16 protein-coding genes and 2 pseudogenes are annotated in these 20352 nt (G+C 58.1%); 5 read left to right on the top strand and 13 right to left on the bottom strand.

All coding sequences use genetic code 11. The features are described 5' to 3' along the window. Window positions 1-74: 74 nt before the first annotated feature. Complete coding sequence (gene istB / locus ACK83U_RS23320; protein WP_112611403.1) at window positions 75-869, bottom strand: IS21-like element helper ATPase IstB; 795 nt, start codon at window positions 867-869, stop codon at window positions 75-77. Next, complete coding sequence (gene istA / locus ACK83U_RS23315; RefSeq protein WP_112611405.1) at window positions 859-2379, bottom strand: IS21 family transposase; 1521 nt, start codon at window positions 2377-2379, stop codon at window positions 859-861. The genes istB (ACK83U_RS23320) and istA overlap by 11 nt, the downstream gene beginning before the upstream one ends. Before the next feature lie 103 nt (window positions 2380-2482). Here istA and istB (ACK83U_RS23310) point away from each other — a divergent pair. Further along, window positions 2483-3043 (top strand): annotated as a pseudogene (istB, locus tag ACK83U_RS23310) (IS21-like element helper ATPase IstB); the annotation flags it as partial. Between the two features lie 554 nt (window positions 3044-3597). On the opposite strand, the gene ACK83U_RS23305 reads toward istB (ACK83U_RS23310), so the two are convergent. The 7 genes from ACK83U_RS23305 to ACK83U_RS23275 all read right to left on the bottom strand — a co-directional run bounded on the left by ACK83U_RS23305 (window position 3598) and on the right by ACK83U_RS23275 (window position 11361). Continuing rightward, window positions 3598-4449 carry a WcbI family polysaccharide biosynthesis putative acetyltransferase gene (locus tag ACK83U_RS23305; protein WP_112609105.1) on the bottom strand — a complete coding sequence of 284 codons (852 nt, stop codon included), beginning with the start codon at window positions 4447-4449 and terminating at the stop codon, window positions 3598-3600. 47 nt (window positions 4450-4496) lie between these two features. Further along, entirely contained in the window at window positions 4497-5576 is a 1080-nt protein-coding gene (locus ACK83U_RS23300; protein ID WP_112609103.1) for a GSCFA domain-containing protein, read from the bottom strand. A gap of 355 nt (window positions 5577-5931) precedes the next feature. Continuing rightward, window positions 5932-6849, bottom strand: a complete 918-nt coding sequence (locus tag ACK83U_RS23295; protein ID WP_112609101.1) for an SMP-30/gluconolactonase/LRE family protein — start codon at window positions 6847-6849, stop codon at window positions 5932-5934. A gap of 35 nt (window positions 6850-6884) precedes the next feature. After that, window positions 6885-7835 carry an ABC transporter permease gene (locus tag ACK83U_RS23290; protein ID WP_112609099.1) on the bottom strand — a complete coding sequence of 317 codons (951 nt, stop codon included), beginning with the start codon at window positions 7833-7835 and terminating at the stop codon, window positions 6885-6887. Then, the gene (locus ACK83U_RS23285) at window positions 7832-8776 is read right to left on the bottom strand and encodes an ABC transporter permease (RefSeq protein WP_112412564.1); all 945 of its coding nucleotides are present in this window, start codon (window positions 8774-8776) and stop codon (window positions 7832-7834) included. Before ACK83U_RS23285 ends, ACK83U_RS23290 begins: the two co-directional genes overlap by 4 nt. Beyond that, entirely contained in the window at window positions 8773-10263 is a 1491-nt protein-coding gene (locus tag ACK83U_RS23280) for a sugar ABC transporter ATP-binding protein (RefSeq protein WP_112609097.1), read from the bottom strand. Before ACK83U_RS23280 ends, ACK83U_RS23285 begins: the two co-directional genes overlap by 4 nt. 81 nt (window positions 10264-10344) lie before the next feature. Beyond that, on the bottom strand, window positions 10345-11361 hold the full coding sequence (locus tag ACK83U_RS23275; protein ID WP_112609095.1) for an ABC transporter substrate-binding protein: 1017 nt from the start codon (window positions 11359-11361) through the stop codon (window positions 10345-10347). Window positions 11362-11657: 296 nt separating this feature from the next. Here ACK83U_RS23275 and ACK83U_RS23270 point away from each other — a divergent pair, with 296 nt between their 5' ends. The 3 genes from ACK83U_RS23270 (at window position 11658) to ACK83U_RS23260 (ending at window position 15253) form a co-directional block, all read left to right on the top strand. Beyond that, the gene (locus ACK83U_RS23270; protein ID WP_112609093.1) at window positions 11658-12896 is read left to right on the top strand and encodes a sensor histidine kinase; all 1239 of its coding nucleotides are present in this window, start codon (window positions 11658-11660) and stop codon (window positions 12894-12896) included. Continuing rightward, complete coding sequence (locus ACK83U_RS23265) at window positions 12893-13624, top strand: response regulator transcription factor (RefSeq protein WP_112413301.1); 732 nt, start codon at window positions 12893-12895, stop codon at window positions 13622-13624. Before ACK83U_RS23270 ends, ACK83U_RS23265 begins: the two co-directional genes overlap by 4 nt. Before the next feature lie 99 nt (window positions 13625-13723). Continuing rightward, a complete protein-coding gene (locus ACK83U_RS23260) occupies window positions 13724-15253 on the top strand; it encodes an altronate dehydratase family protein (protein WP_112609091.1) in 1530 nt (509 codons plus the stop codon). Between the two features lie 12 nt (window positions 15254-15265). On the opposite strand, the gene ACK83U_RS23255 is transcribed toward ACK83U_RS23260, so the two are convergent. The 3 genes from ACK83U_RS23255 to ACK83U_RS23245 form a co-directional block, all read right to left on the bottom strand. Next, a complete protein-coding gene (locus tag ACK83U_RS23255) occupies window positions 15266-16261 on the bottom strand; it encodes a GntR family transcriptional regulator (protein WP_112337682.1) in 996 nt (331 codons plus the stop codon). Window positions 16262-16597: 336 nt separating this feature from the next. Further along, a complete protein-coding gene (locus ACK83U_RS23250) occupies window positions 16598-17239 on the bottom strand; it encodes an alpha/beta hydrolase (RefSeq protein WP_412475011.1) in 642 nt (213 codons plus the stop codon). Between the two features lie 14 nt (window positions 17240-17253). Beyond that, window positions 17254-18210, bottom strand: coding sequence for a VOC family protein (locus ACK83U_RS23245; RefSeq protein WP_112337684.1), 957 nt, complete (start codon window positions 18208-18210; stop codon window positions 17254-17256). Between the two features lie 170 nt (window positions 18211-18380). Between ACK83U_RS23245 and ACK83U_RS23240 the strand changes: the two genes are divergently transcribed. Next, window positions 18381-19370 (top strand): LysR family transcriptional regulator, encoded by a 990-nt coding sequence (locus ACK83U_RS23240; RefSeq protein WP_112609087.1) that lies wholly within the window; start codon window positions 18381-18383, stop codon window positions 19368-19370. Window positions 19371-19457: 87 nt separating this feature from the next. On the opposite strand, the pseudogene ACK83U_RS23235 reads toward ACK83U_RS23240, so the two are convergent. Further along, window positions 19458-20344: pseudogene (locus ACK83U_RS23235) on the bottom strand (intradiol ring-cleavage dioxygenase). Window positions 20345-20352 lie beyond the last annotated feature (8 nt).

Genomic DNA, 20352 nt, shown 5'->3' with positions numbered 1-20352 from the left:
AATGTTGGTTTTCACGCGGAACAGAGCCGGTTTTTCCACCGAGAAGTGAGCCACGTTTAAATATGGTTTTCTGATCAGGCTTTGGTCAAGGGATTGGTTTTTTCTCCTCTCTTTTGGGCTGCTGCGGCCGAGCTGGCCTTGAAGCGGAAGCTGTCGTTTCCTGTTTCCAGGATATGGCAACGGTGGGTCAGGCGGTCGAGCAGAGCGGTCGTCATCTTGGCGTCTCCGAAGACCGTGGCCCATTCGCTGAAGCTGAGGTTGGTGGTGATGATGACGCTGGTGCGCTCATAGAGCTTGCTCAGCAGGTGGAAGAGCAGCGCTCCGCCTGACGCGCTGAATGGGAGGTATCCCAACTCGTCCAGGACCAGCAGATCGAGGCGAACCAGTGTCTCAGCGATCTGGCCGGCCTTGCCTTTGGCCTTCTCCTGCTCGAGCGCATTGACCAATTCGATCGTCGAGAAGAAGCGGACCTTTCGGCGATGATGCTCGATCGCCTGGACACCGAGGGCGGTCGCGATATGTGTTTTTCCTGTGCCAGGGCCGCCGACGAGCACGATATTCTGCGCTCCGTCCATGAACTCGCATCGGTGCAGTTGGCGCACCGTCGCCTCGTTGATCTCGCTGGCGGCGAAGTCGAACTCGGAGATGTCCTTGTAGGCCGGGAAGCGAGCAGCCTTCATGTGATAGGCTATCGAGCGAACTTCGCGCTCGGCCATTTCAGCCTTCAGCAACTGGGACAAGATCGGCACGGCCGCATCGAAGGCTGGAGCGCCTTGCTCGATCAGGTCGATGACGGCTTGAGCCATGCCGTACATCTTCAGACTACGAAGCATGATGACGACGGCGGCGCTGGCAGGATCATGACGCATGGCGACCTCCCGCGATCCGGACACGCAAGCCATCGTAGCGTTCTACATTGGCCTTGGGTTCGCGAAGCAAGGTCAGCGCTTGTGGCGTATCGATATCGGGACCATCAGTGGTTTTGCCGTCGATCAATCGATGCAGCAGGTTCAGCACATGCGTTTTGGTTGCCACGCCCGCCTCCAGGGCCAGTTCCACAGCGCGAAGGACGACCTGTTCATCATGATGGAGCACGAGAGCAAGGATATCGGCCATCTCACGATCACCGCCGGGGCGGCGAAGCATCTGATCCTGCAATTGCCGGAAGGCCAACGGCAATTCCAGGAAAGGCGCTCCATTGCGCAGGGCACCAGGCTTGCGCTGGATGACGGCAAGATAATGCCGCCAGTCGTAAATCGTCCGCGGCGGCTTGTCGTGGCTGCGTTCAATGACCCGCAGATGCTCACATAGGATATTGCCTTCTGCCGCAACAACCAGTCGCTCGGGATAGATCCGCAGGCTGACTGGCCGGTTCGCAAAAGACGCAGGCACGCTGTAGCGATTACGCTCGAAGGTAACCAGGCATGTTGGAGAGACGCGCTTGCTCTGCTCGACGAAGCCGTCAAACGCAGCGGGGAGCGCCATCAATGCCGGTCGCTCTGCCGACCAGACGTGCGCGATCGTACCGGGCAAGGTGCCGTGCGCTGTGTCGCGCCACAGATCCTGACAATGCTGCTCCAGCCAGGCGTTCAACGCCGGCAGATCGGGAAAGTCCGGCATCTGTTGCCACAACCGCGGTCGAGCATCCTGGACGTTCTTCTCTACCTGACCCTTCTCCCATCCTGCCGCTGGATTGCAGAACTCAGGCGCAAAGACGTAGTGGTTCGTCATCGCCAGGAAACGGATATTGACCTGCCGCTCCTTGCCGCGGCCGACGCGATCGACCGCCGTCTTCATGTTATCGTAGATGCCGCGACCAGGTACGCCACCGAACACGCGGAAACCGTGCCAGTGGGCGTCGAAGAGCATCTCGTGCGTCTGCAGCAGGTAAGCCCTGATCAGAAACGCTCGGCTGTGCGATAGCTTAATATGGGCGACCTGCAGCTTTGTGCGTTCGCCGCCGATCACGGCATAATCTTCACTCCAATCGAATTGGAATGCTTCGCCAGGCCGGAAAGACAGCGGAACGAATATGCCGCGGCCAGCCGTCTGCTGCTCAACCCGCCAGTCACGGGCGAACGCGGCGACCCGACCATAGGAGCCGGTAAAGCCGAGAGCTGTCAGATCAGCATGAAGCTGCTTCAGCGTTCGGCGCTGCTTGCGCGACTTCCCGGCCTCAGTCTTCAGCCAGCCCGCCAGTTTGTCGGCAAAAGGATCGAGCTTGCTCGGTCGTTCCGGTACCGCAAACTTCGGCTCGATCGTGCCGGCGCTCAAATACTTCGCGATCGTATTGCGTGACAATCCGGTTCGTCGGCTGATCTCGCGCACCGACAACTTCTCGCGCAGTGCCATCCGACGGATGATGTTTAAAAGTCCCATGTGGATCACTCCGTTGCCCCTGTCGCTCACCGCGTTGGGGGAAGGTTCACATGGCTCAATTCTCAATGGAAATTATGCGCCTGACCGGCTCAGTTCCGCGTGAAAACCAACAGCCCAGGTCGAGAACATCGACTTCCGAGCCGCCCGCGGTCTCGATCGCAATCTGTTCCTAAAGCTCGCCGCTTGCGACTGGATCAGGCAGCGTCACAGTCTACTGTTGATCGGGCCTGCTGGCGTCGGCAAGAGCTGGCTGGCCTGCGCGCTCGGGCACAAGGCATGCCGCGAGGACTTCTCCGTCGCTTATCATCGCCTGCCCAGGCTGTTCGCCACCCTCGCGCTCGCGCGCGGCGACGGCCGCTACCCGAAGGTCCTCAAGGCGCTCGCCAGAACCGACCTGCTCATCCTCGACGACTGGGGGCCAGAGAAGCTCAACGACGAGCAGCGGCGCGATCTCATGGAAATCATCGAGGACCGCTACGAGAAGCGGTCGCCCATCGTCACCAGCCAGGTGCCCGTCGATCACTGGTATGACATGATCGGCAATCCGACGCTGGCCGACGCCATCCTCGATCGCCTCGTTCACAACGCCTACCGCATTGAGCTCAGCGGCGAGAGTTTGCGGAAACAGAAAGCCATGAACACAGAACCAACAACCCTGGCTTGACCGCGAAACGCGGTTCAGGTCAAAGACATAGACGACCGACAGGTACGCAACTGTCCGGCTTCAAATCGGAACCGTGTCCGGCATGAAATCGGAATGACTATCCGGCTTCAGATTGGAATAGCCGTCCGGCTTCGTCGGAATGCGCAAAATTGCGAGGACATTTCAGGGGAGCAGGTCACAGGAACTGCTCTAATTGTTGATTTGGTGTCGGGCGCCAAACTGTTCTTGAAGCGGAAGCTATCGTTTCCGGTTTCGAGGATGTAGCAACGAAGCCCAAGCCGATCGAGCAGTACCGCGGCAATCTTGGCATCGCAGAAGCCGCAAAATTCCAACTTCCGCCGGTCCAGAACCTACGGTGGTTCAAAACCGCGGGAGCCCTGGTCGCCGCCGATAAACGTTTAATGGCAGTTTAACAGTAAAAATTAAAATCAAACTTTCACAGGACCAGTATATCGGCCTGCAAATTGATAACCTGACAGTTATATTTTCCGGCCTGATTCTCGAACAAGCGGCGGAGCGGGACGTCCTTTATGCAGTGGCTAGGGCATGTTGTTTTAGGCGCTGATTAACTCCATCACATTTAAGGTATCCCACGCTTGAAAGACATTATTTGTGAATTTGTTCACCCCGGCATCAGCGTAATACTTATAAGAACTTTCTATGAATTCATCTAAGCTAAAAATATACCTTGCTCCATCTGCCGGAACATTTCCCTTAAAAAGATAATTTCCACCAAATCCAAAAGAACGTCCGATTTGTGGATAGAGCGGCCAGCCAGCGAAATTCATCAAAGGATCAATCACTAGATCGTCGATATTCGGCACCGCACGGTAAGTTATTTTTGCTCTGTCCAATGCCGTTCCAAGAATATCGTATACAATAGAAATTCGCGGGTGATTGATGGAATGCATAAATGGCTTTCGTGCCATCCATTTCGCAAGATATGCGTTAACCGAAAATCCGCACCGTTTGAACTCCGCGTCAAGAGCGCTTACAGCTGTTTCCCAATTCGATAGATAGCCGACCGTTCGGAATATATCTTCACGAAATGCGTTTTTACAAACCTCCGCCGGAATTTCTTTCATATAGCTGTATGCAACTATTGCCGAATTATAGTCACCAAGTGCGCTGCGGACGATTCTTTTGCTAATGTCGTCCACCAGATAGACGCAATCTGGATGAAATGCGAGGAAATTGACTACTGGAAACTCTATAAATTGAGATAGTGATTTAAGCTCATCAAATGCAATATGAGCAATATTGTAAAAGCGATGCGCGAGAACAAGATCAAATTGTCCTAGATGTTGCTTAAATAACTCGGCGTCGTCGTAGGACGCTCCGATGTTCCAGCTATGATACAATGTCACTTCGGCATGAGGTAACATCGCCAGCAGACACGCCTGCATGCTCTCAATTTGGCAGTTGCCTATAAGACAAATTCTCACACCAGCACCTAAACCAAATTCTTTTCTATTGACTCTTCATCGCAAACAATTCGAAAGGCACTTTCGTTTTGAGCTCGGACTGCCGCATTTAAGATCTCACCACTATATTCACGATAATCATTCGACGGCGAATCGGAATCGTTTACATAGTGTTTAAAAAATGAACGCATAACATGCGCCACACCTTCTTCTTTAATATTCCGTAAATCGTCGTCGAAATACTTGTTGCCTGCTGCAGGGCTTGTAATGATCTCATAGGAAGGGAAATAATCCACCCCTTTGCGTTTTCGTGAAAACTCCTCCGCCACAACTCGAAGGACCGCCTTGCTATAACTCGTCGCAGCAAGCACACTGTTTGGGGAATAAGTTGCGATCAACGGCACGGGCGACACGGTTAGAAGCATTTTAGCAGATGCGTTGATCGATTTGAGGATCGTGAAAAAATCCTCTAGATCCTTCAAAGTTTCTGCAGTCGTATAGTTGGCAAAACGGTAAGTAGCTGCGTCCCACTCCCCCGCAGCAACACCGGGGGCTAGCGGCAAAGTTGCACCGGACGCAATATGCTCCCAGCCCTCTGTTAGGCCCATCGTAAACACAAGCACGTTAAGCGACGAGAACATTTCTCGGACAGCGCGTAGGTGCCGCTCACGATCACTATATAATTCTTCTCTTGTCACAAATCCAGTCGGCTCGATTTGGGGGCGAAAGGGGTCGGCAAATCGACCATCGCTGCGGATCCATGGCTCTACTTCGTATTCGGCTATTCCGTAGGCACGCTCAATCAGCTGACGTAATTGGCGCACCGTATAAAGATTGCCAAATCTAGCACTAAAAACGCCGTAGTTGCGGCTGTGCCGCTCAGCCAGGGGGATATCATCCCCTGCTTCCGTTATCAAATATCGAAAACCGCGAGACTGAATTGCTCGAGAGAGATGTTGAGCGAAGCAACTGCCAGCTGTTGCGACCAGGTCGGATTTACCAATCCTGAAAGTGGCCTCCGCGACGGGATCAATCAGAAATTCAGGAATAGAGGAAACGGATTTACGCCAGAAGGCAGAGGCGGGAAGATTTTCATAAGGGGTGTTCATTCAGCCGTTCCTAACATATGATCGACTAGTATGCTATTTCCTATAGATGCCGATCGATGTCTGCAACGTAAAACACTGAGTGACGAAGTTGGTAGCAGCAATTTACAAAAACGCTCGGCGCAGAACACGCGCCAATGCCGCTCAAATTTGATGCCCTTGACGCTACCTTGCAAAAAATTGACCACCGGATGGTTGAGTCAATGTTGCAGGAAATGCCCAACGGTGCGATCTCCTTGCTGACCGCACCCGCGATACCAATGCCTTGCGAACCTGGGCCAAGGAAAAGCACGCCCGGGTAGATGTTCCATCAAAGATATGGCGGCATTCCCCACTATGTCTACAACACCTCATCCTTTCAAAGCATCTCCACCCCGCTCGCCGTCGTGAAGACCCGATACAGCGAGCGCGTTGCAGCAACGAAAAGCTGGTTCCGCTTCGGGCCACCGAATGTAAGATTAGCGACCGTCTGCGGGATCTTGATCTTGCCGATCAAAGCCCCATCAGCCGCAAAACAATGAATGCCGTCGCCGGCGCTTGTCCATATGTTGCCGTCGATGTCGGCACGGAAGCCGTCCGGAATGCCGGTATCGATGTTGCAGAAGACCCGGGCGTTTGCGAGTTTCTTGCCATCCACGACATCGAAGACGCGAATGTGGCGGGGGGCGCTGACGTCGTGGCTTGCGGCGGAGTCGGCGACATAGAGTTTCGTCTCGTCCGGGGAAAAGGCCAAGCCGTTCGGCTGGCGGAAATCGTCCGTCATGACATCCAGTTCGCAGGTGGCCGGATCGAGGCGGTAGACGTTGCGGGTCGGCTGCTCCGGCTCCGCCTTGTAACCCTCGTAATTGGAGAGAATGCCGTAGGTTGGGTCGGTAAACCAGATCGTTCCGTCCGAGCGGACGATCACGTCGTTGGGTGAATTCAGGCGTTTGCCCTTGTAACTGTCGGCAAGAACAGTGATGGAGCCGTCGATCTCCGTGCGCGTTACACGGCGGCCGCCATGTTCGCAGGATATCAACCGCCCTTGGCGATCGCGCGTATTGCCGTTGGCAAAGTTCGAGGGCGCGCGAAAGATCGAGACATTCCCGCCCGGCACCCAGCGCAGCATGCGCTCGTTGGGAATGTCGCTCCAGATCAGGCATCCGGCATCGGCAAACCAGACCGGCCCCTCAGCCCAACGGCAATCCGAGTAAAGCTCCTCCAGGTCGGCGCTCGGGACGATCAGATTGCGGAAGCGCGTGTCGTAGATTTCGTAAATGGAGGCGTCGGTCGGCATCGCAGTTTTCCTGTAGGGATCTTGGGAGAAAAGTGTCAGCGCCCACCAGCGGGGCGACCGCCGGCAACGAGAATGACGGCAATAATGATCAGGCCGGTCAGAACAAGCCTTGGGCCCGCGCCGAAGCCATAAGTGTTCAGCATGGAGACGACCAGAAACATGAACAGCGAGGCGCCCCAGATGCCCGGCACGTTGGAATCGCCGCCGGCAACAGCCGTCCCACCGATGATGACGACGGCAATCGACATCAACAGATATTCCGCACCCATGTTGAGGGCCGCACCGCCGGAGAAGCTCGCCAGCAGATAGCCGCAGATCGAGGCGAGGATGGCGCAGAGCACATAGGTCGCAAGACGCGTTCCGTCGACGGGAATGCCGGCCATTCGCGCCGCGAACATGCTCTGGCCAATCGCCGAGATCCAGCGGCCATAGATCGTCTTTTCCAGGAGAATCCAGGCAAGCGCCGATAGCAGCAGGGCGACGATGGCGACATTCGGTATGCCGAACATCCCCGATGTCGTAAATTCGGCCAGATATTCGGGCGGCTTGATGCGAAGGCCGCGGTTGCTCCAGATGGCAGTCGACTGAATGATGAAGCTCATGGAGAGTGTTGCAATGATCGGCGGAATGCGCAGCAGCTTGATCAGGGCATAATTGCCGATCCCGATGCCAAGGCCGATAACGACCGAGACCAGCAGGCCCGGCACGATCATGCCGTCTTCGACATTCATGAGTTTCAGCGCGAGCGTACCGGCAAGCGTCATCGTCGCCGGCACGGAAAGATCGATATTGCCCGGCCCGAGCGTGATGACGAACATCTGGCCAATGCCGACGATCACAGAGAATGCCGCAAAGGTGAGTGCAGCCTGCGACAGGCCGATGGAACTGGCGCCGCCGGTAAAGAGAACGGTGACGATCCACACCGCGATTGCGGCGACAAAGGACCATATCCAGGGTTTGCGGCCGAGCACGGCAAGCGCGATCATGATTGTTTCTCCCGCTTTTCGACGCGATTGAGCAAGAGCCTGAGGGCGAGCACAATAATCAGAATTGCGCCCTGCGCGCCGATCTGCCAGTCGGGCGATATCCGCAGAAACGATAGGAAGGAGCCCGCCAGGGTCAATGTCAGCGCGCCGATGACGGCCCCGACCGGCGAGACGCGGCCGCCGGTAAACTCCCCGCCGCCGAGGATGACGCCGGCGATCGACAGCAACGTGTAACGCAGCGCGATATTCGCATCCGCCGAGGTGGTCAGCCCGACCAGCGCAATGCCGGCCAATACGGCAAAGAAGCCCGCCAGCGCATAGGCCGCGGCACGCAGGCTGACGACGGACCAGCCGGCACGCTGCAGCGATCGCTGATTGCCGCCCACACCGCGGATCAGCACCCCGAAGGAGGAGCGCATGACGATCAGATGGGCGAACAGCGCGATAAGGAGGCTGGCTATGATCGCAATGGGGATAAGCGGCGGCTTAGAAGTCATCAGCCAGCGCGCCCAATCGGGTGCGGTGCCGCCCGGGGCCGGCAGGAGTAAGACCGCCAGGCCGCCCCAGACGAAGCTCATGCCGAGCGTCACCACGATCGATGGCAGATCTCTGATATAGATGACGATGCCGATTGCGGCATAGACTGCAATTGCGACCGCCAGAATGAGGATACCGACGAGCGGAGCAGATTGCAGATAGGTTGCCGCCACACAGGCCGTGAAGCTGACGAAGGTCCCCATCGAGAGATCGAGATCGTTGACCGACATGATCATCATCTGCGCGATCGTCGCGAGCGCAATCGGCACGGCGAGATTGAAGAGCAGGTTGAGGCCGATATAGCTCATGGCGCGCGGCTGCAGATAAAAGACCGCGGCGAGCAGGACGGCGAGCGATAGCGCCGGAATGAGGAGGCGCAGGGTAGCGGAGGACGGACGGCTCATGCGCCCTCCCCGGCAAAGGAAGCCGCCAGCACATTTTCCTCCGTAATTTCGTCTCCAACCAGCTCGGCGACGATGGCGCCGTCGCGAAAGACATAGGCGCGGTCGCAGAGCCGGATCTCGTCCATTTCCGTCGAATACCAGATAAATGTCCGGCCGGACGAAGCCTCGTCACTCAAGATCCTGTAGACCTCCTGCTTGGTACCGATATCGACACCGCGCATGGGATCGTCCATCAGCACGATCGGCGCAGTCGTTGCCAAGGCGCGGGCGAACAACACTTTCTGCTGATTGCCACCGGACAGGGACAAGATGCCATTTGCCATCGTCGGCGTACGGATTTCGATGCGGCCCTTCCAGTCGGCACCGAGGCGATCCTCGCGCCCGCGATCGACGACCGACAGGCGCGAAAAATCGCTGAGCGAGGCAATGCTGAGGTTTTTCAGGATGCTCCAAAGGGGAAAGGTGCCGTTCAAGCTGCGGTCGCCCGCGACGAAGGCGATATTGCCTTGCCTGCCCGGCAGCCAGTTGTGCGAAAGCGAGCGATGAAGATCGAGCAGCATGTCAGTCTGGCCATGACCAGCAAGCCCGGCAAGTCCTATCACTTCACCCTTGCGAGCATTGAAGCCAAGGCCTCGGCCTCCTCGCGCCGGCAGTGCAAGCAAAGGAGACGATGCGGCGCCTTCCCCGCTGCTGCGCTTGCGATCTTGTTCCTTGATGACACTGCCCATTGCCTGGACAAGGCTATGAACGGTGAAGTCCTGAGCGGTGCGATCGGCGACAACGCGGCCGTCCTTCATGACCAGAATTCGGCTTGCGGTCGAAAGGATCTCGCCAAGAATATGCGAGATCAGCATGACTGCACCGCCCGCCTGCACGAAGCTGCGCACATAGGTCATCAACTGGGCAGCAAGGCCGGCATCGAGGGATGAGGTCGGCTCATCGAGGATAACCAGCTTAGGTTTCTCGCCGACGGCACAAAAGGTGATTGCGATCTCTACCATCTGCCGCTCGGCGATCGAGAGTTCGCCGACGGTCCGCATGACGTCGATCCTGTGACCGGCGAAAATTTCGTCGAGCTTGGCGCGAACGATTGTGGCCGCCTGCCGCCGCCAGCTCCAGCCGGCAAGGCCGCGATGGACCACCCGCATGTTCTCGACGACGGTGAGATTCGGCGCGAGTGACAATTCCTGAAAGACGCAGCGTATGCCGTGGGCGCGCGCCGCATTGATGCCGTGCACGCTGTCGTCTCCCTCATAGGTGACGCTGCCCTCGTGCGGGCTGAGGCCGCCGTTGATGACGTTGACGATCGTCGATTTTCCGGCGCCATTATGGCCAACAAGCCCGATGCACTCGCCGGCAAGAACCGTCAGATCGGCGCCATCGAGCGCCTTTACGGCACCGAAATGCACCTTGATGCCACGGGCGGAGACGACGGCCTGCGGGCCGGCATCCTGTCTCTTCAAAGCATTGTCTTTGGCTGCAATCATGGATCGTCCGGGTCGGGCGTTTGATCGGCAGGCGCCGCCTTTTCATCGGCGGCGCCCGTCTCTACGGCTCGCAGATATCGGTTACTTCGCCGCGGCTATGACCTTCTTGGCGTCGTCGAGCGTATATTCGACATTCGCGACACCGCCGGCCTGCGTGTTGGCAAGGTTGGTTTCGAGATTGTCCTGATCGATGCGCAGGAATGGAACGACCAGGTCCTTCTTCACCTCTTTGCCGTCCAGAATCTGCTGGGCGACCCAGAAGGCGAGCGTGGAGACGCCTGGCGCGATCGAGACCGACATCGTCTCGTAGCCGCTGGCATCCCTCTCTTTCTTCCACCAGGCAAGTTCATCCTGGCGGTTGCCCATGACGATCGTCGGCATGGGGCGCTTGGCGGCGGCAAAAGCCTGGGCGGCACCATAGCCGTCACCGCCCTGGGTCACGACCGCGGCAATATCGGGAAGGCTCGGCAGAATGCCGGCAACGGCGCGCTGGGCGACATCCTGAGCCCAGTCGCCGTGAACCGAACCGACAATCTTAAACTGCGGATATTTGGCGGCAGCCGCATGGATACCGGCTGAGATCTCGTCATCGACGGAGACGCCGGCAAGCCCGCGAATTTCGAGCACATTGCCGCCCTTCGGCATCTTCTTGGCGAGATATTCGATCTGGCTGGCACCCATGCCCTTGAAATCGACGGCAATGCGCCAGGCGCAGGGCTCGGTCACGATGCCATCGAAGGAAACAACGACGATCTTGGCATCGCAGGCTTCCTTGATCGCGCCGTTCAGCGCCGTCGGCGAGGCAGCATCGATGACGATCGCATCATAGCCCTGCAGGATCATGTTCTGGATCTGTGCGGCCTGCTCGGTTGCCTGGTTTTCAGCCGTCGTGAACGGATCGGCCGCGGCAACGACACCGGTCTTGACCGCTTCGCCCGTTACCTTCTGCCAGCTCGTCAACATGGCCTGGCGCCAGGAGTTGCCGGCATAATTGTTCGACAAGGCAATTTTCTTGGATGACGTGTCGGCAAAGGCAGCACCCGGCGCGGCAACGCAAGCGATGACGGCGGATGCCATAAGCATCTTGGCAATATTCATTCTTTCCTCCCAAAGCGCCTGTACTTCATCTTCCAGGCCAAGATTTCCGAGCGCGCTCCTCAACGAACGATCGAAAATAATATTTGCACTGAAGGTTACCCTGTCAGTAGAAACAGGATGTCCGAGATTGTGACGCTTGTACAGGCGCTTAAAGGGTGGGACCTTGCGGGATCCCGCAGAAAAGATGCGCAAGTCCGCAAGACGGATGGCTCGGATCGGCGCTTAATAGCGTCGAAAATTTGCATGCTGCGCGGCCGGAGGAGCAGAGGCCGGCGCTTTGCCTGGGAGGGCGTATCTTGCGCGATCTGGCGCCGCAATCGGTCTTCGACCATTATCTCAACATATCGAGGCTTCTTGCAGGTCAGCTCGACTTTCACTCGGTCATCCAGGCCGTCGCCGCCGAAATCAGCCATGTTATCCCGCATGACCATCTCGACGTCTGCATCATCCTGATGGACGAGCAATTTCATACTGCCTACGAGAGCGGACTGGAAACGGATTGGGGTCGACGTTTTCCCGCACCCGTAAGCAACAGCCCCATCCGCACGCTTCTCTGGGGCGAGACCGATTACCTCTTAACCGATGATGCCTGGAGCGATCCCCAATTCCATTTTCAGGGCTCTTTCTCGCACCCGATCTTTCATCAATCGCTGCATAGCCGTCTGCACGTGCCCCTTAAAGTTCAGGGTCATATCATCGGCGCCCTGTCCTGCTCCAGTCACCAGACCGGCCTCTACACCATGCGAGATATCGAAAGTGCCCGCGTGATTGCCGATCTCCTCGCACCCCACTTCTTTGCAATTCGCGCCGCCGACCAGGCCAAACGGTCGGCGATCGTGGAGGCCGAGGCTCGGGCCCGCGAAGAGGGTTTGCGTCTCGGTGCCCTGAAGCTGACCGAGGCGCTGGAAGCGGAACGCCAGCGCATTGGCATGGACCTGCACGACCAGATTCTCGCCGATCTGACCCGCCTCTCCCGGCGGCTGGAACGGCTTGCCCGCCAGCCCGATGTCACCGGTGAAGCGCTTGAGCCGCTCTTTCGCGGGTTGCAACACAGCATGCACGATCTTCGCCAGATCATTGAAGAGGCCAAGCCCTCTGTCCTTCAACTGTTCGGTTTTGCGCAGGCGATCGAGAACCATCTCGAACGGTCGATCCAGGAGAGCGGCGCGACTTTAACCTGGACACTGAACGACGAGACCGGCGGCGCGATCGACTGCCTTGAACAATCGGTGTCGATTGCCCTGTTCCGCATCGCTCAGGAGGCCATCAACAACGCCATTCGCCATGCACAGGCTGAGAGCATCGCGGTTCATCTGAAAACGGCCGAGGGCGCGGTCACCATTGATGTCGTCGATGACGGTGTGGGGCTTGCAAATACCCGCAGATTATCGGGCGGCGGCATCGAAAACATGCGCACGCGTGCGCGGCTGATTTCAGCGCGCTTCACGATCAAGGCGGCTGCGGCGTCCGGTGGAACGATAGTCAGTGTCAGCCTGCCTGCCATCGCGCAAACGGCTGGAGGAGCTGCCGCATGAAGGTTCTGATCATCGAGGACGATCCGCTCCATCGCTCCTATCTCAATGAAGCGATCCGCGCTGCACTTCCTGAATGTGATGGCGTGCTCGAGGCGGAAAATGGCAATACGGGCGAACGGTTGGCGCGGGATTTGAGGTCCTCTCATATCGTCATGGATCTGCAGATGAGCCAGCGCAATGGCATCGAGGCGGCCCGCACGATCTGGAAGGAGCGACCGGAGACGCGTATCCTCTTCTGGTCGAACTATTCGGACGAGGCCTATGTTCGCGGCGTTTCGCGCATCGTGCCCGCCGGCGCGGTCTATGGCTATGTCCTGAAATCGGCCTCGGACGACCGCCTGAAGCTGGCGCTTCGCAGCATCTTCATCGAGAGCCAGTGCGTGATCGACCGCGAAGTGCGCGGCATGCAGCAAAAGAGCCTCGGCAACGTCAATGGTTTCACCGAGGCCGAATATGAGATCCTGATCGATATCGCTCTTGGATTGACCGATCGCGCGATCGCCCAGAGGCGCAATCTCTCGGTCCGCAGCGTCCAGAACCGATTGCAGCAGCTTTATGTGAAACTCGGCGTCTATCAGCCGCTCGGCGGTCAGGATGATGATGGTCGTTTCAATCTGAGAGCGCGCGCGGTGGCCGTGGCCTTCTTAAGAAAACTCCTCAACCACAGCGCGCTCGAACGTGCGGAAGCCGATCTTTCCGCTTGGCTGGCGCGCCAACCCCGCGACTGAAAGCAAGCCCTGCCCACTACGTCGATCTTGCTTGACGTCTTCCCTTGAATAATTGTCTATTGCTAGCAATAGACATTAATCCAACATACGGAACTTCCCATGCCCGCCGTTTCGCCTGTCATCCTGCTCAACCCCATTGACGATGTTGCGGTCGCTCGCGTGATGATCCGCGCCGGCAGCCCGACCGGCATCGACGGCTTGATTACCGCAGACCAGATCCCGCGGGGTCACAAGGTGGCCGTTCGCGACATCCAGGCAGGCCAGGAGATCCGCAAATTCGGCCAGCCGATCGGCGTCGCAACGCAGTTCATTCCGGCCGGTGGCCACGTCCATCTGCAGAACCTGGCCGTGATCGAGTCCGACCATCCCTATCAGTTCAGTGTCGATATCGAAGAGACAGACATGCTGCCGCGCGAGGATTGTCGGACCTTCATGGGCTTTGACCGCGGCGCCGGCGGCGTCGGTACGCGTAATTTCATCGGCATCATCACGACGGTCAATTGCTCGGCAACCGTCTCGAAATATATCGCCGAACATTTCAATCGCACCGGCGGGCTCGAGGGCTTCGACAATGTCGACGGCGTCGTGGCGCTGACCCATGGCGGCGGCTGTGCCGTCAGCACGCAGTCGGAGGGCTACCGCTATCTGGCCCGTACCCTCCAGGGCTATGCGCGGCATCCGAATTTCGGCGGTATCCTGATGATCGGGCTTGGCTGCGAAACCAATCAGATCGCGCCCATCCTGGAGCATTACAAGCTGGAAGAAGGAAACCGACTGCGCACCATGACGATCCAGGATCTCGGCGGCACCCGCAAGACGATCGCCGCCGCATCCGAAATGATCAAGGACATGCTGCCGGAGGTCAATTCCGCCACCCGCACCGTCCAGCCGCTTTCCGGCATCAAGCTCGCCCTGGAATGCGGCGGCTCCGATGGATATTCAGGCATTTCGGCCAATCCAGCGCTCGGCTATGCCTCCGATCTCCTCGTGCGCAATGGCGGCACCTCGGTTCTGGCGGAAACGCCGGAGATCTATGGTGCGGAACACCTGCTGACGCGCAGAGCGGTTACGCCTGCCGTGGCCGAAAAGCTGCTCTCCAGAATCGACTGGTGGCGCGATTATACCCGACGCAACGGAGCGGAACTCAACAACAATCCGTCCTATGGCAACAAGCTCGGCGGATTGACGACGATCCTCGAGAAGTCGCTCGGCGCGGTCGCCAAGGGTGGCTCCATGCCGCTCAAAGCCGTCTATGAATATTCTGAGATCGTCGACGAACCTGGTTTCGTCTTCATGGACACGCCCGGCTACGATCCTGTCGCCGTCACCGGCCAGGTTGCCGGCGGCTGCAATGTGATCTGCTTCACGACGGGCCGAGGCTCCGTTTCCGGTTTCAAGCCAGCACCCTGCGTCAAGATCGCCACCAATACAGAAATGTACAACCATATGCGCGAGGATATGGACATCAATTGCGGTGACATCGTCAGCGGCGACGATACGATCGAGGCGGCCGGCGAGCGGATTTTCGAGGAAATCATCGCTGTCGCCTCCGGCAAGAAGACCCTGAGCGAGACCTTCGACTACGGCGACAATGAATTCGTTCCCTGGCAGGTCGGCGCCATCACCTGATGGTGCCGCGCATCAGACGATGAATGGGTATTCGTCCGGCTGGTATTGCTCGCGGATATAGGCAGCGCGTGCCTGTACGCTCGGTTGCGAGTTGCGAATATGGTCTCGCATGGCTTTGCGCAGCCCCTCCTCGTCTCGGTTTTGCACCATTTTAAAGACACCGATGTGCTCCGACAGGAAGGGCTCGTATTCCGGCCTCTTGATGCGACTGCCGACGATATGCTTGCTGAGCGTAAGGATGCAGTGCGTCCGCTTTAGGATGCTCAGGAACTCCTTGTTTGGGCAAGCCTGAAGGCTGCGCAGATGAAGATCGAGCTCCAGCTCGTACATGGTCGAGGCCGAGACATCGGGATAATCCGCAAGCGCCTGCGACAGCCGCGCGAGCATTGTGTCGACGTGGTCTCTTGAAAGCCCGCCCAAGGCGCTTGCGAGCGCCACAGGCTCGATCTGTTCGCGCACCTCATAGAGGTCACGGATACGCTGGCTGTCGAGCGGGACGATCGACCAGCGAAAATTCTCGTCCTTTTCGGTGATGCCAAGCGTCTCGAGCCTTAACAGCACGTCACGCGCTACGGCGCGCCCCACGCCGAAATGCCGTGCCAACTCGTTTTCATTGATGCGATAACGGCCGAAAAAGGAGCGATGGACGACGATGCGTTCGACATCCTCGTAAAGCGCCTGCCATGCGAATACCGGCCTATCGCCATCTTCGTCGAACAATTTGCCGAGAAAATCGCCGAGCTTGATCCGCTTCGGTGGTGTCCCTGTCTTACCGACAATGAAGCCGCGGCCATTGAGACGTGCGATCAGGCCGCCATCGAACAACATCTGCAATGCCTGACGAACCGGCGCCCGGCTGCTGCCGACCAGATCGGCAAGGGCGGCCTCGGTCAAGACAACACCTTCAGGCACCGCTCCGGCGAGAATCTCTGCCCTCAATCGCTCGTGAAGCTGCTCATAGAGCCTAATCTTTCGCAGGCCGCTGCTTTCGACTTGGGATGGGCTCATCTCGTTCCATACTTCATCAGAGGGTCAGCATCTTCGCCGTCCTCATTACCACATACAGTTCAAAACCTCCCCCATGTCCTACCGCAAGGCCTTTTCGCAGGAAATCGACGTGAGCCGACAATTCGCACCATCGAAATCGTTGATCAAGACAAGCGATCGTCCCACTTCTGCGGCGCAATGGCGGTTCGCGCCACGCCCTGGCGACAGCCCTAGCCGCTAATCGGGCGATTTCAGTTAGGGTTTTGGCGGTCCTTTTTCCGCGCCGCCTTAGGCAAGACAATTGCTGTCGCTGTTCATTTCAAAATTGTCGATGTGTTGTCTAACGCAGCTTGCCGGTTACAGAACCACGCCGTCACCGCGGACAAGGGTCAAGAGCATAGTTTCAAGCCCCGCAATCTCTTGGGGCGAGACCTCGTGCGCGCGGTCGGGCAGAACGTCGCAACGCAAACTCGCCCGTGCCCGCGCAAGACTTTCCGCAGCGTCAGCAAAAGCATCGACAGGGATCCAAGGGTCCTTGTCGGATCCGGTCAGATAAACCGGCATGCGATCAAGGTCCGCAAAGGGTCTGTCGCACTCCGAAGTGCCAACGCGGCAACCAGTAAGATTGACCATGGCACCCCGCCATGGCCCGTATTTCATCGCATATTCCAAGGCTAGGCACGCGCCCTGGCTGAAGCCGCCGATCAACAGAGGCGTGGCGTGACGGCGACGGGTCAATTCGTCGGTAATACCGCGAATATAAGCCAGTGAGGATTCCAGTTCCTCTCGCGTTGCCGGCGTCAACCGTTCCGCAGCTCGCGCGCCGTACCAGCTTCTACCGGCAGCGCGCGGCAGTACAAAAGCCACGCCCAACGTCTTAAGCTGACCGATCACCTGCTCGTCCATGTCTTCAGGCGACTGGGTACGCCCATGGATGAAGATGCAGTGGACTTGGGCCTCCTCGGGTGCAGCACCGAGCAGGAGAGGTTCATGATGCATCGCCATCTCCCAGCTTAGAAGTTCGCCGGTTCCAGGCCAGCGATCAGCTCTTCGCGACGATTCTCGAACCACGGCGGGAAGACCAGGGTGGTGCCGATCTGGTCGGCCGGCTCATCAAGCGCCCAGCCGCCCTCGACCGACCAGGCGATCTCGAACAGCGCGCCGCCCGGCGAACGGACGTAGCAGGACTTGAAATAGTTGCGGTCCTTCTGGTCGGAAACGTCGGTGAATCCCAACCCCTCCAGATGCGCCTTCAGCTGCAGCTGGTTCTGCTCGTCGCCGGTGTTGAGCGCCAGATGATGAATAGTGCCGCCGGCAAGCGTCCACGTGCCCTGCGGGCTATTTGCTTCATGCAGGATTTCTACCATGCTGTTGGGACCGTTTGCATTTGGGACGGAGAACATCAGTCCCTCGTTGCTGTCGGCTTCCTTCGTCATCGACAGGCCGACAGTCAGGAAGTCATCCATGGCGGTGCGGTCAAACACGGCAATCGCCGCGCCGTAGATACCCTTGATACCATGCTCGGCCGTAACCCCTTGCGCCTCATTGACGATGGGCGGCCGGTTGTCGGAAGGGCTTTCCACCAGTTCATGGGGAATGCCGCACGGATGTTTGAAGGCTACGCGCGCGATGCCGAAGCGCGATATCTTCGCAGCCTCGATGCCGCGGGCATTGAGCCGCTCGACCCAGTAGCCGCACGCACCGGCGGGGATCGCCTGCTGGATAATCTTCGACTGGTTCGTACCACGCCTGCCGAAAACGGCGGGTTTGCGGAACGGAAAGGTGGTAATGATCGTCGAAGCCTCGCCGCTGCGAGACCCGTAATAGAGATGATAGACAGGGATGGTGCCATCGAACAGCACGGTACGTTTGACCGAATAAAGGCCCAACGCTTTGGTGTAAAAATCATAGTCCTCTTGCACACCGTCGGTGCAAAGGGTCAAGTGATGATAGCCGCTGACAAGTGCCATCGTTCTCCTCCTCCTATAAAACAAACGATCGTCCCAGGGGAGCGGCTCCTCCTCCGCATTCCTCCCCATTGGTTCGCAATCAGCTCTCAGCCCCTCGCCAACCACTGCCAATATAGCTGATCTAAAACGGCGGTTGATGAGATTGTTCATAAATACTATAGCATTTTGCTATGAAGATCGTGGAACATCACCTTGTTCAGCTCGCCGCCGTCATCGAGACTGGAGGCGTAACGGAAGCCGCCGCCATGCTCGGCATGACGCAGTCGGCCGTATCGCGAACCATCTCCATCCTGGAGAAGCGGGTGGGTGAACCGCTATTCGTCTCGGGGCGACGGCCAATGCAGCCGACACCGCTCGGCGAACAGCTCGGCCTGCAGGGCAAAGCAATCCTCGCGTCATCGCGCAAGGCGATGGAAATCATCCGCAGTTTCAAGTCGGGTTCGTTCGGCCGCGTGCGGATTGGCGGCGTGCCTTTCTTCATGGATGCGGTTGTCTCGCCCATGATCGCCTCGTTCCAACGCGACGAGCCGGGGATCATGGTGCACCAGTCCTACGGCAACTATTCCGACCTGGTAAGCGAGCTCGAATCCGGTGAAATCGATGTCGCGGTCACACCGACGGGCTCCGCCGATCTTCGGGCCGACCAGCAGTTCGAACCATTGCTGCCTGCCCGAAACGTCCTGGCCTGTGGCGCTGGCCATCCGCTGATGCGCAAGCGCAATCTGGCAACCGAGGACATCCTCAACTACCCTTGGGTCGCTCCCCTGCCCGGCTCGCCGCTGGTACTGGACTTGCACAATATTCTGCTAACGCTCGGCATAGAGGAGGTTTCGATCCGTTATGCCGGAGGCTCTCTGATGAGCGTCTTGAATTATCTGATCGGAACGGACGCTCTGGCAATCCTGCCGCTTTCCGTCGCTTACGCGTTGCGCCGGGAAAACAGGATAAGCGTCATTCCGCTTGATATCCCGCAGCCGGAACGGGCACTGGGGATCATGACGAGAACGAAGCCCTATTCAAATCCGGCCGGACGCAAGCTTGTTGGACATCTGCGGCGCGAATTCTCCGAGCTGCGTCGATCAGTCGAAAAGCACGAGCGCGAAATCCATTGGGCTCACGGGCCTTTCATGGCCGAGCGCGAACGAAAGGGCCCGGACTGAGCCGGGCATGAGCACACAGACGGCTCAAGATATAAGAGAGTCAAACGCAAGTTGTCGCGTCCCGCTCCTTGGCATCGTCCGCAGAGTTTAGCTCTTCTTCGAAGGTGCCAACACGAAATCGTATTCACCTCCCAGAACCAACCTGGAAACTCAAGCTCGCGTGCCCGCACCGCATCGTCGACCCGCTTGAATTCGGCCAGCAGGCTTTCCTTGACGCCGAAGACGGCGTCTGAGTTGATATAGGGATCGTGAGGATCGAAGATGTGTGTCGTTAGCGTCTCGAACCCGTCGGCCTTGAGGATGAAATGCAGGTGGGCTGGGCGGTACGGATGGCGGCCGAGCCCCGCCAGTAGCTTGCCGACCGTGCCGTCGTCGGGGATCGGATAGAACTTCGGCTTGACCGCTCGGAACCAGTAGCGACCGTCCTCGCCGGTGCGGAACACGCCGCGCAGATTGAAGTCGGGCTGAATGCCCTTCTGCTGGACGTCATAGAATCCTTCGTCATTAGCCTGCCAGACGTCGAGCACGGCATTGGCAACCGGCCGGCCATCAATATCGAGAATGCGGCCATGGATGACCATATCCTCGCCTTTCTGATCGAGGCAGATGTTTGCCCCCATCGGCAATTCGGGCGCGTCCGCGACATGGAACGGTCCGAGCACGGTCGATTCCGACGCACCCGACGGCTTGCGGTTGTTGATCGCATCGACAAGCATCGACACGCCGAGCACGTCTGAAAGCAGGATGAACTCCTGCCGCCACTCGTTGCAGAGATGGCCGGTCTGGGTCAGGTACATGATCGCTTTGAACCATTCATCCTGCGTCGGCTCGATTTCCTTGACCGCCTCATGCAGCTTGCGCGTGATGACCTCGATCACCTGCTTCAGCCGCGGATCACGCGCATTGGCGTTGCGCCCGGTGACGACCTCGACGGAGTTCTCCTCCGTGAAAAATCCCTTTTCATGCGTTTCCATAGCGAAAT

Origin of the sequence: Rhizobium sp. WW22 (assembly GCF_047041135.1) — a bacterium.
Taxonomy (GTDB): Bacteria; Pseudomonadota; Alphaproteobacteria; order Rhizobiales; family Rhizobiaceae; genus Rhizobium.
The sequence above is the reverse complement of the archived record's forward strand: the minus strand, read 5'-3'. Positions and strand labels throughout refer to the sequence as shown.